Source organism: Ralstonia mannitolilytica (genome assembly GCF_905397375.1).
GTDB lineage: Bacteria > Pseudomonadota > Gammaproteobacteria > Burkholderiales > Burkholderiaceae > Ralstonia > Ralstonia mannitolilytica.
Window position 1 is genome coordinate 134469 of the sequence record NZ_CAJPVG010000012.1, and the last position, 14054, is coordinate 148522.

A 14054-nucleotide genomic window follows, 5' to 3' on the forward strand; every position below is an offset into this window, starting at 1 on the left:
AGACCGACATGGCCTGGACCCAAGACCAAATGGCGGCACGCGCTGCCCAGGAACTGCAAGACGGCTTCTACGTGAACCTCGGCATCGGCATCCCGACGCTGGTTGCCAACCATACCGGCGACAAGGAAGTCTGGCTGCAGAGCGAAAACGGCATGCTCGGCATCGGTCCGTTCCCCACCGAAGACGAAGTCGACGCCGACCTCATCAACGCCGGCAAGCAGACCGTGACCACGCTGCCCGGCAGCGCCATCTTCGGCAGCGACCAGAGCTTTGCGATGATCCGCGGCGGCAAGATCAATCTGTCGATTCTCGGCGCGATGCAGGTCAGCGAAACGGGTGATCTCGCCAACTGGATGATCCCGGGCAAGATGGTCAAGGGCATGGGCGGCGCGATGGACCTCGTGGCGGGTGTCAAGCGCGTGATCGTGCTAATGGAGCACACCGCCAAGAAGAAGGACGGCACCGAAGACCTGAAGATCCTGCCCAAGTGCACCTTGCCGCTGACCGGCGTGGGCGTGGTCGATCGCATCATTACGGACCTGGGCGTCATCGACGTGACGGAGCAGGGCCTGCGCCTGGTGGAGACCGCGCCGGGCGTGTCGCGCGAAGAGATCCAGGCCAAGACCGGCGTGAACCTGCTGTAATCCGGAGACCACGATGCTGCAAGGAAAAACCGCACTCGTCACGGGCTCGACCAGCGGGATCGGCCTGGGCATCGCCTGCGCGCTGGCCGCGCAGGGTGCCAACATCATCATGAACGGCTTTGGCGATGTGGAAGCGCCCAAGGCCCAGATCGCGTCTGCAGGCAAGAACGCCATCCGCATCGGCTATCACGGCGCCGACATGAGCAAGCCGGCCGAGATCGAAGCGATGTTCGCCTATGCCGAAGCCGAGTTCGGCGGCGTGGACATCCTGGTCAACAACGCCGGCATCCAGTACGTGGCCAACGTGGAGGATTTCCCGGTCGAGCGCTGGGACGCCATCATCGCCATCAACCTGAGCTCGGCGTTCCACACCACACGGCTGGCCATCCCGGGCATGAAGCGCAAGAACTGGGGGCGCATCATCAACATCGCTTCGGCGCATGGCCTGGTGGCGTCGGCGCAGAAGTCTGCATACGTGGCGGCCAAGCACGGCATTGTCGGCTTGACCAAGTCGGTGGCGTTGGAGACGGCCCAGACCGGCATCACCTCCAACGCGATCTGCCCGGGCTGGGTGCTGACACCGCTGGTGCAGAAGCAAATCGACGCGCGTGCAGAGAAGGAGGGCATCCCTGCGCTGCAGGCCAAGAAGGAGCTGCTGATGGAAAAGCAGCCCTCGGGCGAGTTCGTCACGCCCGACCAGCTCGGCGCGCTGGCGGTGTTCCTCTGCAGCGACGCGGCCGAACAGGTGCGCGGCGTGGCCTGGAACATGGATGGCGGCTGGGTCGCGCAATAAGCGTTCTGGTGCGTTCAAGAAGCCTCGCCGCGGCGAGGCTTTTTTGTTGCCCGCGACCGCATGCGCTGTTGCGCCGCCGCATGCTCGCCGGGCCGCGTACAATCGGGCCTTGTTCTCCAGCCGTTCATGTGTAGGAGTTGTCCATGGCCGTTTTGCCGCGCCTTGCTTTCGTGCAGTGCCTGAGCCCGTCTGGCTTGCACCGGATGGCGTATCACGAGTGGGGCGACCAGCAGAATCCGCGCGTGCTGGTGTGCGTGCACGGCCTGACGCGCACCGGCCGCGATTTCGACGTGCTGGCGCGGGCGCTGTGCAACGACTATCGCGTCATCTGCCCCGACGTGGTGGGGCGCGGGCGTTCCGATTGGCTGGCCGATCCCAAAGGCTACGTGCTGCCGCAGTACGTATCCGACATGGTGACGTTGCTGGCGCGGCTCAATGTCGAATCGGTTGACTGGTTCGGCACGTCGATGGGCGGGCTGATCGGCATGGGCCTCGCGGGCCTGCCGAACTCGCCGATCCGCAAGCTGCTTCTGAACGATGTGGGGCCGCGTGTGACCGAGTCGTCGTTGGCGCGCATTGGCGACTACCTTGGTCTGAACGTCCGCTTCAAGACGTTCGACGAAGGGCTGGCGTATCTGAAGACCATCAGCGCGTCGTTCGGGCCGCACTCGCCGGAGCAATGGCGCGAACTCAATGCCGCGATTCTCAAGCCACAGGGCGGCGAATGGATCCTGCACTACGATCCGCGCCTGGCCGAGGCGTTCAAGAGCACGACGCCCGAGATGATCGCCGCCGGCGAGGCCATGCTGTGGAAGCTGTTCGAGGCGATTCCGGGTGACGTGATGGTCGTGCGCGGCGCGCAGTCCGACCTGCTCACGCGCGAAACCGTCGAAGCCATGATGCAGCGCGGAAAGCACGTGAACACGGTGGAGATTCCCGACGTCGGGCATGCGCCCACCTTCATCCAGCCGGACCAGGTGGCGATCGCCCGCAAGTTCTTCCTCGGTCAATGACCGTTTGTCTGAACCCGATTCGATTTGCAAGATGAGCACTGAACTGAAGCGTTACAACGTCGAGCATCGCTATTCCGACGCCGCGGTTTTCAACGGCGTCGTCTATGTGGCCGGCCAGGTGCCGGAGACCACGCTGGACGCCGGCATCGCTGAGCAGACGGCCGAGGTGCTCGCCATCATCGACCGCGTGCTGGCCTCCAATGGCAGCGACAAGACACGCATCCTGATGTGCCAGATCTTCCTGAAGGACATCACCGAGATTGGCGAGATGAATAAGGTGTGGGACCAGTGGGTCGCCGCCGATTCCAAGAATTCGCCGCCGCGCGCCACGGTGCAGGCCGCGCTGGCCAACCCGAAGTACCGCATCGAAATCGTCGTGACGGCTGCACAGAAGACCTGAGCCCGTCGCGTCACAGCAGGACGCATCATGGAGAACAAGACCGACCGGCCGGCCGAGGCGGCCGGGCAGGTGGCAACCTCGGCGGCAGAACAGGTTGCACGGGCGATCGAATACCTGGCGGCCAACGCGGGCGATCATGTTACGCTCACCGGCGAGCCGCTGGAGTCGCACGCGCGCGGCACCATTGCCGTACTCGAGGCGCTGCGTGTCGATACGCCGTCGCTGCAGGCGGCCGCGCTGTTCCTGTTGCCCACACTGGCCGTGGACGGCGAAAAAACGCTCGAGCCCGCATTCGGCGCCGAGGTGGCCAAGCTCGTGCACGATGTGCGGCAGTTGCTGCGCATCGGCGCAATCGCGGGCGTCGCCAGCCCCAACGATGCCAGCATCACGCGCAAGAATGAAGCCGAAGCGCGCCGGGCGCAGGTCGAGGCGCTGCGCAAGATGTTGCTCGCGTTTGCGCAGGACATCCGCGTGGTGCTGATCCGGCTGGCGTCGCGGCTGCAGTCGTTGCGCTGGCTGGCGCAGAACAAGCGCCCCGCGCCCGACGGCATGGCACGCGAGACGCTCGACGTCTACGCGCCGCTGGCCAACCGCCTCGGCATCTGGCAACTCAAGTGGGAGCTCGAAGACCTCGGCTTCCGCTTTGAAGACCCCGACACCTACAAGCGCATCGCGCGGCTGCTCGATGAAAAGCGCATCGAGCGCGAGAAGTTCATTGGCGAGGCCATTGCGAAGTTGCAGAAGACACTGCACGACGCCGGCATCCAGGCCGAGGTGAGCGGCCGGCCCAAGCACATCTACAGCATCTGGAAGAAGATGCGCGGCAAGGAGCTCGACTTTGCCGACCTGTACGACGTGCGCGCGTTTCGCGTGATCGTCGACGACATCAAGGAGTGCTATACGGTGCTCGGCTTCGTGCACCACATGTGGCAGCCGATCCCGAAGGAGTTCGATGACTACATCTCGCGCCCGAAGGCCAACGGCTACATGTCGCTGCACACGGTCGTGATCGGCGACGACGGCCGCGCGCTGGAGGTGCAGATCCGCACGCGCGAGATGCATCACTTTGCGGAGTACGGCGTCGCCGCGCACTGGCGTTACAAGGAGGCCGGCAGCAAAGGCTACACCGGCCAGTTCTCAGCGAGCGAGCGCTACGACGAGAAGATCGCCTGGCTGCGCCAGCTCCTCGCCTGGAAGGATGATGCCGAGCACACCGTCGCGCATGAAGACTCTCCGTGGGAGCAGCTCAAGCACACCGAGCTGGACGACCACATCTACGTGCTGACGCCGCAGGCCCGCGTCATCGCCTTGCCGCAAGGCGCGACGCCGGTCGACTTTGCGTATTACCTGCACAGCGATCTGGGCCATCGTTGCCGGGGCGCGCGCGTCGATGGCGCCATGGTGCCGCTGAACACGCCGCTCAAGAACGGGCAGACGGTGGAGATCGTCACCGTCAAGCAGGGCGGGCCGTCACGTGACTGGCTCAACCCCGAGCTGCGCTATCTGGTGAGCAGCCGCGCCAAGACGAAGGTGCGCGCCTGGTTCAATGCGCTCGAGCTGGAAGAGACGCTGGCGCAGGGCCGCGCACTCATCGACAAGACGCTCCAGCGCGAAGGCAAGACGGCGGTCAACCTGGAGGACCTCGCGGCCAAGCTCGGCTTCAAGTCGCCGGATGACCTGTACGCCGTTGTCGCCAAGGACGAGCTGAGCCTGCGCCGCGTCGAGGCCGTCCTGCGCTCCGACGGCGCGCCGCCGCCTCCGCCGGTGGACGATGAGGCGTCGATCACCAAGAAGAGCAAGGCCACCAGCGTCGCGCGCGGCGCCAAGAGCGGGGTGCTCGTTGTTGGCGTGGATTCGCTGCTCACGCAGATGTCGCGCTGCTGCAAGCCCGCGCCGCCGGACCCGATCGTCGGGTTTGTCACGCGCGGGCGGGGCGTGTCGATCCACCGGCAGAGCTGTGCGACGTTCCAGCAGCTCGCCGCACGCGCGCCGGGGCGGGTGATCCAGACCGAGTGGGGCCAGCGCAGCGATTCGGTGTACCCGATCGATATCCACGTGGAGGCGCTGGACCGCCAGGGGCTGTTGCGCGATATCTCGGAAATCCTCTCGCGCGAGAAGATCAACGTGACAGGCGTGCGCACGCTCTCGAGCAAGGGCGTTGCCAAGATGCAGTTCACGGCCGAGGTGGCGGAGGCCACACAACTGCAGCGCGCCCTCACATTAATCGAGGAAGTTACGGGGGTATTGTCAGCGCGGCGAAAGTGATGGTATAGTTTCGTCTTTCGGCAGGCTCGTAGCTCAGCTGGTTAGAGCACCACCTTGACATGGTGGGGGTCGTTGGTTCGAGTCCAATCGAGCCTACCAACGCATTTAGCAGGACGCGTCGGGTAGGGTGTGCAAGCCGTCATCCCTCGGTTCGTTCCGTACAACTGCATACAAGGCGAAACATGATCCAGGCACCGCGAACTACCACCGCTTCGGAGCGACAGTAGTCAAGGTGCGGTTTTCGCCCTTTGCGGTCTGCCCAAGCGGTAGTCAGCGCAAATGAAAACGCGGCCTTGGCCGCGTTTTTTTTTCGTCCGCGTTTTGGTGTCGTGCGCGGCGACCCGGCTGAAAGCGCTTCGAAGCGCCGATTCGATAACCTGCCACGCCACCCGGCGAGGCGCACCACAGAATGACGACCGCCGCGAGCCTCAAAAGCGCGACGGTGACTCACAGGAGCAAGCATGATCGCAATCACGTTGCCGGACGGTTCCCGGCGTGAGTTTCCGGGCCCCGTCACGGTCGCCGAAGTGGCGCAGAGCATCGGTGCGGGCCTGGCCAAGGCCGCATTGGCTGGCCGCGTGGACGGCCAGCTGGTCGACACGAGCTACACCATCGACCGCGACGCCAAGCTGGCCATCATCACCGACAAGGACGCCGACGGCATCGACGTGATTCGCCATTCGACCGCGCACTTGCTGGCCTACGCCGTCAAGGAGCTGTATCCCGACGCACAGGTCACGATCGGTCCGGTCATCGAAAACGGCTTCTACTACGACTTCGCCTACAAGCGTCCCTTCACGCCGGAAGATCTCGTCGCCATCGAAAAGAAGATGACCGAGCTGGCCAAGAAGGACGAGAAGGTCACGCGTGAAGTCTGGAGCCGCGACGACGCCATCAAGCTGTTCGAAGGCATGGGCGAGAAGTACAAGGCCGAGATCATCGCGTCGATTCCGGAGGATCAGGAAATCGGCCTGTACCGCGAGGGCAACTTCGTCGACCTGTGCCGCGGCCCGCACGTGCCGTCCACCGGCAAGCTGAAGGTCTTCAAGCTCATGAAGGTGGCCGGGGCCTACTGGCGCGGCGACCACAACAACGAGATGCTCCAACGCATTTACGGCACGGCCTGGGCCAAGAAGGAGGACCAGGACGCCTACCTGCACATGCTGGAAGAGGCCGAAAAGCGTGACCACCGCAAGCTCGGCCGCGAACTCGACCTGTTCCACATCGACGAGTACTCGCCCGGCACGGTGTTCTGGCACCCCAAGGGCTGGACGCTGTGGCAGGAGGTCGAGCAGTACATGCGCCGCGTGTACCGCGAGAACGGCTACCAGGAAGTGAAGGGGCCGCAGATTCTCGACAAGTCGCTGTGGGAAAAGACCGGCCACTGGGACAAGTACCGCGAGAACATGTTCATCACGGAATCGGAAAAGCGCGAATACGCGCTCAAGCCGATGAACTGCCCCGGCCACATCCTCATCTACAAGCAGGGCATCAAGAGCTACCGCGATCTGCCGCTGCGCTTCGGCGAGTTCGGCGCGTGCCACCGCAACGAGCCCTCGGGCGGCCTGCACGGCATCATGCGCGTGCGCGGCTTCACGCAGGACGACGGCCATATCTTCTGCACGGAAGACATGATCCAGTCCGAAGTGACGGCCTTCACGACGCTGCTGCAGAAGGTCTACAAGGATTTCGGCTTTACCGAGATTCTGTACAAGTTGTCGACGCGCCCTGAAAAGCGCATCGGCTCCGACGAGAGCTGGGACCGTGCTGAGGCGGCCCTGGCTGAAGGTCTGCGTGCGTCCGGCTGCGAGTTCGAGTATTTGCCCGGCGAAGGGGCGTTCTATGGGCCGAAGATCGAATATGTGCTCAAAGATGCACTTGGTCGGCAATGGCAATGCGGCACGATCCAGGTCGACCCGAACCTGCCGGAGCGCCTGGACGCCGAGTTCGTCGGCGAGGATGGCGCGCGCCACCGCCCGATCATGCTGCACCGGGCCATCGTCGGCAGCCTCGAGCGCTTCATCGGTATCCTGATCGAGCAATACGCCGGCGCGCTGCCGACCTGGCTTTCGCCGGTGCAGGTGGCGGTGCTCGCCATCACCGATTCGCACGCCGAGTATGCACAATCCGTTGTGCAATCCCTGCAAAAACAAGGATTTAGGGCGATCGTCGATTTGCGGAACGAGAAGATTGGGTATAAAATCCGCGAGCATTCCATGCAGAAGGTCCCCTACCAGGTTGTGGTGGGCGACAAAGAGCGGGATGAAAATCAGGTGGCCGTGCGTGCCCGTGGCAACGTCGATCTAGGCTCCATGCCGCTGTCGGCGTTCGTTGAGCGACTGCAGAACGATCTCGCCAACAAGTCATGAGCTGGGCACGGCTTGTTTTTTTGCTTCTTTGAGGACATTCAACATCGCTACCGATAAATCTCACCGCATCAACCGCGAAATCACTGCGCCGGAAATCCGGCTGACCGGGGTTGAAGGGGAACAGATCGGCATCGTCAAGCTGCAGGAAGCTCTGCGCATGGCGGAAGAAAAGGACGTCGATCTGGTCGAGATCGCGCCGACTGCGCAGCCGCCAGTCTGCCGCCTGATGGACTATGGCAAGTTCAAGTATCAGGAGCAGAAGAAGGCCCACGAGGCCAAGCTGAAGCAGAAGGTCATCCAGGTGAAGGAAGTCAAATTCCGCCCGGGTACCGACGATGGTGACTACGACGTCAAGCTGCGCAACCTGAAGCGCTTCCTGGAAGACGGGGATCGCACCAAGATCACGCTGCGTTTCCGTGGCCGCGAAATGGCTCACCAGGAAATCGGCATGCGCATGCTCGAGCGCCTGAAGACTGACCTGGAGGAATTCGGTCAGGTCGAACAGATGCCGAAGATGGAAGGTCGCCAGGCCGTGATGATGTTGGCGCCCAAGAAGAAAAAGTAATGCAGTGGCGGCTGGACGATTCCGGCCGCGCTGAGCAGGTTCCTGACGGAAACGTCGGAAAACGCGATGGTCTGCAAAGCCCGTCGCGATACAACAAGTGAGTCCGGGTCATGCAAGTGTCGGCGCCAGCCGTCCACCTGGCTTCATGTCAAAAACGGAGTTGTTCCATGCCGAAGATGAAGACGAAGAAAAGCGCCTCCAAGCGCTTTACTGCCCGTCCTGGTGGCACGATCAAACGTGGCCAAGCCTTCAAGCGTCACATCCTGACCAAGAAGACCACCAAGAACAAGCGTCACCTGCGCGGTACCGAGGGCGTCCATGAGACGAACCTGAAGTCCGTTCGCGCAATGATGCCGTACGCCTAACCCCTGACTACGAAAGGAGAATTCCATGCCTCGAGTAAAACGTGGGGTCACAGCGCGGGCCCGTCACAAGAAGGTTATCAACGCTGCCAAGGGTTACCGCGGCCGCCGCAATAACGTCTATCGCATCGCCAAGCAGGCGGTCATGCGTGCTGGCCAGTACGCCTACCGCGATCGTCGCAACAAGAAGCGCGTGTTCCGCGCCCTCTGGATTGCACGTATCAACGCTGGCGCCCGCGAGCATGGTCTGACCTACAGCAAGTTCATGAACGGCCTGAAGAAGGCGTCCATCGAACTGGACCGCAAGGTGCTGTCGGACATGGCCATTCACGACAAGGTGGCATTTGCCGCCATCGTGAACCAGGTGAAAGCCAACGTCGCCTGAATTGGATTGGCCGGGCAGGCCGCTGGAATTGCCCAGCAGCGTGCCGGCTGGTCACCCTGACGGGGCTCTCACCGAGCCCCGTTTTTTATTCCGCGCATTCCGCGGACCGAATCCTCCGAATTCTTTTCGCTCGCCTTCCCATGTCACTGGATCTGGATCAAGTCGTCGCCGATGCCCAAAACGCGTTTGCCTCCGTGCAGGACAACGCCTCGCTGGAAAACGAGAAGGCGCGCTTTCTCGGCAAGTCCGGCGTGCTGACCGACTTGCTCAAGGGCCTCGGCAAGCTCGATCCGCAGACGCGCAAGACCGAAGGCGCGCGCATCAACCAGGCGAAAAGCCGCGTGGAAGAAGCGTTGAACGCGCGCCGGCAGGCCCTGGCCGATGCGCTCATGAACGCCCGCCTCGCGGCCGAGGCCATCGATGTGACGCTGCCCGGCCGCGACGTGGCCGAGGGCAGTCTGCACCCGGTGATGAACACTTGGGAGCGCGTCGCCAAGATTTTCGGTTCGATCGGTTTCGATGTGGCCGACGGCCCTGAAATCGAATCCGACTGGATGAACTTCACGGCGCTGAATAACCCGGACAACCACCCGGCGCGCTCGATGCAGGACACGTTCTACATCGACGGTCGCGACAGCGAAGACAAGCTCCTGCTGCTGCGCACCCACACCAGCCCGATGCAGGTGCGCTATGCCCGCATGCACGTCGAGAAGTACAAGCACCTCGACCGCATTCCGCCGATCAAGGTCATTGCGCCGGGGCGTACGTACCGCGTCGACAGCGACGCCACACACTCGCCGATGTTCCATCAGGTCGAAGGCCTCTGGATTGCAGACAACATCAGCTTTGCCGACCTGAAGGGCGTCTATACCGATTTCCTGCGCAACTTCTTCGAGCGCGACGACATCCAGGTGCGCTTCCGCCCGTCGTATTTCCCGTTTACCGAGCCGTCGGCCGAGATCGACATGGCATTCGGCAACGGTAAATGGCTGGAGATTTCCGGCTCCGGCCAGGTGCACCCGACCGTGGTGCGCAACATGGGCCTGGACCCCGAGCGCTACATCGGCTTCGCGTTCGGCTCCGGCCTGGAGCGCCTGACGATGCTGCGCTATGGCATCAACGATCTGCGCCTGTTCTTCGAGGGCGACGTGCGTTTCCTGCGCCAGTTCGCATAAACCTCGTTCGCTGATTCTCGTCGCCCCGTCCATCGAATTCTTCTTTTCGTCGCGCCATGCAATTTCCGGAATCCTGGCTTCGCAGTTTCGTCAATCCGCCGATCACCACCGATGAACTGTCCCATCGTCTGACGATGGCGGGTCTTGAAGTGGAAGAGGTCGACCCTGTCGCGCCGCCGTTCACGAAGATCGTGGTCGGCCATGTAGTGGAGGTGAACAAGCATCCGGACGCCGACCGCCTGAATGTGTGCAAGGTCGATGCGGGCACGGGCGAATTGCTGCAGATCGTCTGCGGTGCGCCGAACGTGTCGGTTGGCATCAAGGTGCCCTGTGCGCTGGTGGGCGCCGAGCTGCCGCCGGGCGAAGAGGGCAAGCCGTTCAAGATCAAGGTCGGCAAGCTTCGTGGCGTGGAGAGCTACGGCATGCTGTGCTCTGCCCGCGAGCTGAAGCTGTCGGAAGACCACGGCGGTCTGCTGATCCTGCCGGAAGACACGCCGGTGGGCGAGGACATCCGCAAGGTGCTCGATCTGGACGACCAGATCTTTGTCATCAAGCTCACGCCCAACAAGGCCGACTGCCTGTCGATCCATGGCGTGGCGCGTGAGGTGTCCGCGCTGACGGGCGCGCCCATCACGGTGCCGTCGATGGCGCCCGTGGCGGTGACGCTGGCCGACAAGCTGCCGGTCAAGGTGGAGGCGCCGGACCTGTGCGGTCGTTTTTCGGGCCGCATCATCCGCGGTGTGAATGCGCACGCGAAGACGCCGGCCTGGATGGTGTCGCGCATCGAGCGCGCGGGCATGCGCAGCGTGTCGGCGCTGGTCGATATTTCGAATTACGTGATGCTGGAGCTGGGCCGTCCGTCGCACGTGTTCGACCTGGACAAGATCCACGGCGGCCTGACGGTGCGCTGGGGCAAGGCTGGCGAACAACTGAAGCTGCTCAACGGCGAGACCATCACCGTCGATGAGAAGGTCGGCGTGATTGCCGACGAGCAGGCCATCGAAAGCCTCGCCGGCATCATGGGCGGCGACAAGACCGCCGTCACGCTGGACACGCAGAACATTTACGTCGAAGCCGCATTCTGGTGGCCGGAAGCCATCCAGGGCCGTGCGCGCCGCTACAACTTCTCGACCGATGCCGGCCACCGCTTCGAGCGTGGCGTTGACTATGCCACCACCGTCGAACACATCGAGCGCATCAGCGCGCTGATCCTCGAGATCTGCGGCGGCCAGGCAGGCCCGATCGATGACCAGATCGTCAACCTGCCCAAGCGCGAGCCGGTGCGCATGCGCGTGGCCCGGGCGGCGCGCGTGCTCGGCATCGCCCTTTCGCATGAAGTCGTGGCCGATGTGTTCAAACGTCTGGGCCTCACGTTCAGCGTGGAAGGTGATGTGTTCATCGTCGAGCCGCCGTCGTATCGCTTCGACATCGAGATCGAGGAGGACCTCATCGAGGAGGTCGCGCGCATCTATGGTTTCGAGCAGATTCCGGCCAAGCCGCCGGTTGCCGAAAACGCCATGCGCCCGACCAACGAAGCGCGGCGCACGATGCATGATGTGCGTCACGCCGTGGCCGCGCGCGACTATCACGAAGTCGTCAACTTCGCCTTCGTCGAGACCGCTTGGGAAACCGACTTCGCCGGCAACAGCAACCCGATTCCGCTGCTGAACCCGATCGCCAGTCAGTATTCGGTGATGCGCAGCACGCTCATCGGCGGCCTCGTCGACAAGGTGCGCTACAACCTGAACCGCAAGGCTTCGCGCGTGCGCATGTTCGAAGTCGGCCGCGTGTTCCATCGCGATGCCAGCGTTGCGGATGGCGGTCTGTCGGTGGCGGGCTATGCACAGCCGATGATGGCCGGGGGTATTGCCTACGGCCCCGCGAAGGAAGAGCAGTGGGGCGTGCAGACGCGCGGCGTTGATTTCTTCGACGTGAAGGGCGATGTCGAATCGCTGCTGTGGCCGCTCCAGGCGCGTTTCGAACGCGCTGAGCATCCCGCGCTGCATCCGGGGCGCTCTGCACGGGTGGTGCTGAATGGCCGCGCGATCGGCTGGATCGGCGAGCTGCATCCGCGCTGGTTGCAGAAGTACGATCTGCCGACCGCACCCGTGGTCTGGGAACTCGAGTTGGAGGCCATCACTGCCGTCGGTCTGCCGACGTATCGCGAAGTGCCGCGCGTGCCCGCCGTGACGCGCGACATCGCGCTGGTCGTGCGTCAGGATGTGGCGGTGCAGGACCTGGTCGACACGTTCGAAAAGGCGGCGGTTGGCACCCCGTGGCAGCGTTATCTGCAGGGCGTCGTGCTGTTCGATGAGTTCCGCCCGAAAGCGGCGACGGCGGCCATTGGCGCGCAGGAGAAAAGCCTTGCCTTCAGAATTACGTTGCAAGATACTGACAGCACCCTCCAGGACGACATTGTCGAGGCCGCCACACAGCAACTGATTCGGGCGGCCGGCGATGCATTCGGCGCGCGCCTGCGCGCCTGACGTCTTTGACGTCCGCGCTGCGCTACAGACACGAACGAACCTCTGTATCCGAGCTCGATCACGCAAGCGAATCTATGAACGATCAACACGCGCCCGCGTTGGCGGCTTCCCTGGGCGACCCGCTCGGTTCTTCTTCGGCACTCGCCGAGACGCGGGATGCGCGCGGCCACGATGTGCCGACACTCACCAAGGCCGAACTCGCCGAGATGCTGTTCGAGCAGGTCGGCCTGAACAAGCGCGAGTCGAAGGACATGGTCGAGGCGTTCTTCGACGTGATTCGCGAGGCGCTCGAGCAAGGCGACAGCGTCAAGCTGTCCGGCTTCGGCAACTTCCAGTTGCGCGACAAGCCGCAGCGCCCCGGCCGCAATCCGAAGACCGGCGAGATCATCCCGATCACCGCACGCCGTGTCGTCACGTTCCATGCGAGCCAGAAGCTCAAGGCGCTTGTCGAAGAGCGCGCCGAGCCGCTGCCGGTGAGCGCTGCGTAATTCCCTTCATTCCGTTTCTTTCGCCAGCCCTTCATGGCCGCCGATAAACACACGGAGCGGGTCAACCTGCCGCCCATTCCTGCCAAACGCTACTTCACGATTGGTGAGGTCAGCGATCTGTGCGCCGTGAAGCCGCACGTGCTGCGCTATTGGGAGCAGGAATTCACCCAGCTCAAGCCGGTCAAGCGGCGCGGCAATCGCCGGTACTACCAGCATCATGAAGTGCTGCTGATCCGGCGGATTCGTGAACTGCTGTATGAGCAGGGCTTCACGATCAACGGCGCGCGCAACCGGTTGGATGAACTGCGGCATGGCGCAGCGCCGGCCGAGACCGAAGCGCCGGAGAAGGAAGTCGCCGCCCCACAGCGGCCCGCCATCGGCGGTTCAGTCGATGTGCAGGGATTGCGCCAGGCGCTGATGGCAGTGCTCGATGTGCTGCGGCCGGACAAGCCGTAGACGGATACCGCCTTCCCACACATCGCCGACGCCGGATAGGCGGACATGAAAAAGCCCGCGTAACGTCATCCGTTACGCGGGCTTTTGTTTGGTCGGGGCGAGAGGATTTGAACCTCCGACCACCTGCACCCCATGCAGGTACGCTACCAGGCTGCGCTACGCCCCGAAGCCTGAAAGTATAACAGAGGCACCTCATCGGTGACTAGTGGGTTGCGCGCCGATACCTTGCCGGCGTCATTCCGAGTTGCTGTTGGAATGCCTTGTTGAATGCGGCTTCGGATTGGTAGCCCACACGTGCGCCGATCTCTCCGACGCTCTGGCGCGTGTGCGTCAGCTGATCGTGGCGGTGACCACGCGCTGCGATGGCTGTATCACGGTGCACACGGCGCAGGCGCTCACGCATGGCGCGACACATGACGAGATTGCGTATGCGCTGAGCGTGGCGATCTCGCTCAATGCCGGCGCGGCCCTGGTCTATTCGGCACGCGTGATGGACGCCGTGCAGGCGTATGAAAACGCCTGAGCGCCGAGCCGCACACTAGGGAAGGTCTGAACAACCCGCTCTGCCGCCCGGATTGCGGCATCGTGGCGCCGGCCTGGCGTCGCTTTCGAGCCGGATTTCGCCCGTGCAGGGCGGTTTTTGGCGGGTTTCC

15 protein-coding genes and 2 tRNA genes are annotated in these 14054 nt (G+C 63.3%); 15 read left to right on the plus strand and 2 right to left on the minus strand.

Translation table 11 applies throughout. The features are described 5' to 3' along the window. The first annotated feature begins 8 nt into the window (after positions 1-8). The 14 genes from KHN96_RS19490 (at position 9) to KHN96_RS19555 (ending at position 13401) form a co-directional block, all read left to right on the plus strand. Entirely contained in the window at positions 9-644 is a 636-nt protein-coding gene (locus tag KHN96_RS19490; protein WP_045786996.1) for a 3-oxoacid CoA-transferase subunit B, read from the plus strand. Between the two features lie 13 nt (positions 645-657). Continuing rightward, on the plus strand, positions 658-1437 hold the full coding sequence (locus KHN96_RS19495) for a 3-hydroxybutyrate dehydrogenase (RefSeq protein ID WP_045786995.1): 780 nt from the start codon (positions 658-660) through the stop codon (positions 1435-1437). A 143-nt stretch (positions 1438-1580) separates the two neighbouring features. Beyond that, complete coding sequence (locus tag KHN96_RS19500; RefSeq protein ID WP_045786994.1) at positions 1581-2450, plus strand: alpha/beta fold hydrolase; 870 nt, start codon at positions 1581-1583, stop codon at positions 2448-2450. A gap of 31 nt (positions 2451-2481) precedes the next feature. Continuing rightward, positions 2482-2850, plus strand: coding sequence for a RidA family protein (locus tag KHN96_RS19505; RefSeq protein WP_062738532.1), 369 nt, complete (start codon positions 2482-2484; stop codon positions 2848-2850). Positions 2851-2877: 27 nt separating this feature from the next. Continuing rightward, on the plus strand, positions 2878-5115 hold the full coding sequence (locus tag KHN96_RS19510) for a RelA/SpoT family protein (protein ID WP_062738474.1): 2238 nt from the start codon (positions 2878-2880) through the stop codon (positions 5113-5115). 22 nt (positions 5116-5137) lie between these two features. Then, positions 5138-5214, plus strand: a tRNA-Val gene (locus tag KHN96_RS19515). Positions 5215-5576: 362 nt separating this feature from the next. Then, entirely contained in the window at positions 5577-7484 is a 1908-nt protein-coding gene (gene thrS / locus KHN96_RS19520) for a threonine--tRNA ligase (RefSeq protein ID WP_102079857.1), read from the plus strand. Positions 7485-7512: 28 nt separating this feature from the next. Further along, positions 7513-8049 (plus strand): translation initiation factor IF-3, encoded by a 537-nt coding sequence (infC, locus tag KHN96_RS19525; protein WP_082062890.1) that lies wholly within the window; start codon positions 7513-7515, stop codon positions 8047-8049. Between the two features lie 167 nt (positions 8050-8216). Next, positions 8217-8414, plus strand: coding sequence for a 50S ribosomal protein L35 (gene rpmI, locus KHN96_RS19530; RefSeq protein ID WP_004636003.1), 198 nt, complete (start codon positions 8217-8219; stop codon positions 8412-8414). Positions 8415-8439: 25 nt separating this feature from the next. Next, a complete protein-coding gene (gene rplT / locus KHN96_RS19535; RefSeq protein ID WP_039597500.1) occupies positions 8440-8796 on the plus strand; it encodes a 50S ribosomal protein L20 in 357 nt (118 codons plus the stop codon). A gap of 140 nt (positions 8797-8936) precedes the next feature. Beyond that, the gene (gene pheS / locus KHN96_RS19540) at positions 8937-9971 is read left to right on the plus strand and encodes a phenylalanine--tRNA ligase subunit alpha (protein WP_045786990.1); all 1035 of its coding nucleotides are present in this window, start codon (positions 8937-8939) and stop codon (positions 9969-9971) included. 56 nt (positions 9972-10027) lie between these two features. Next, positions 10028-12457, plus strand: a complete 2430-nt coding sequence (gene pheT, locus KHN96_RS19545) for a phenylalanine--tRNA ligase subunit beta (protein WP_062738476.1) — start codon at positions 10028-10030, stop codon at positions 12455-12457. A gap of 74 nt (positions 12458-12531) precedes the next feature. After that, the gene (locus KHN96_RS19550; protein ID WP_045786988.1) at positions 12532-12945 is read left to right on the plus strand and encodes an integration host factor subunit alpha; all 414 of its coding nucleotides are present in this window, start codon (positions 12532-12534) and stop codon (positions 12943-12945) included. 33 nt (positions 12946-12978) lie between these two features. After that, positions 12979-13401: a MerR family transcriptional regulator gene (locus KHN96_RS19555; RefSeq protein WP_062738477.1), complete on the plus strand. Its 423-nt coding sequence runs from the start codon at positions 12979-12981 to the stop codon at positions 13399-13401. A gap of 89 nt (positions 13402-13490) precedes the next feature. On the opposite strand, the gene KHN96_RS19560 is transcribed toward KHN96_RS19555, so the two are convergent. After that, a tRNA-Pro gene (locus KHN96_RS19560) sits at positions 13491-13567 on the minus strand. Positions 13568-13603: 36 nt separating this feature from the next. Further along, entirely contained in the window at positions 13604-13693 is a 90-nt protein-coding gene (locus KHN96_RS22845) for an AraC family transcriptional regulator (protein WP_233902577.1), read from the minus strand. Here KHN96_RS22845 and KHN96_RS19565 point away from each other — a divergent pair. Beyond that, positions 13682-13924 (plus strand): carboxymuconolactone decarboxylase family protein, encoded by a 243-nt coding sequence (locus tag KHN96_RS19565; protein ID WP_373271734.1) that lies wholly within the window; start codon positions 13682-13684, stop codon positions 13922-13924. The genes KHN96_RS22845 and KHN96_RS19565 overlap by 12 nt on opposite strands. Positions 13925-14054: the final 130 nt, after the last annotated feature.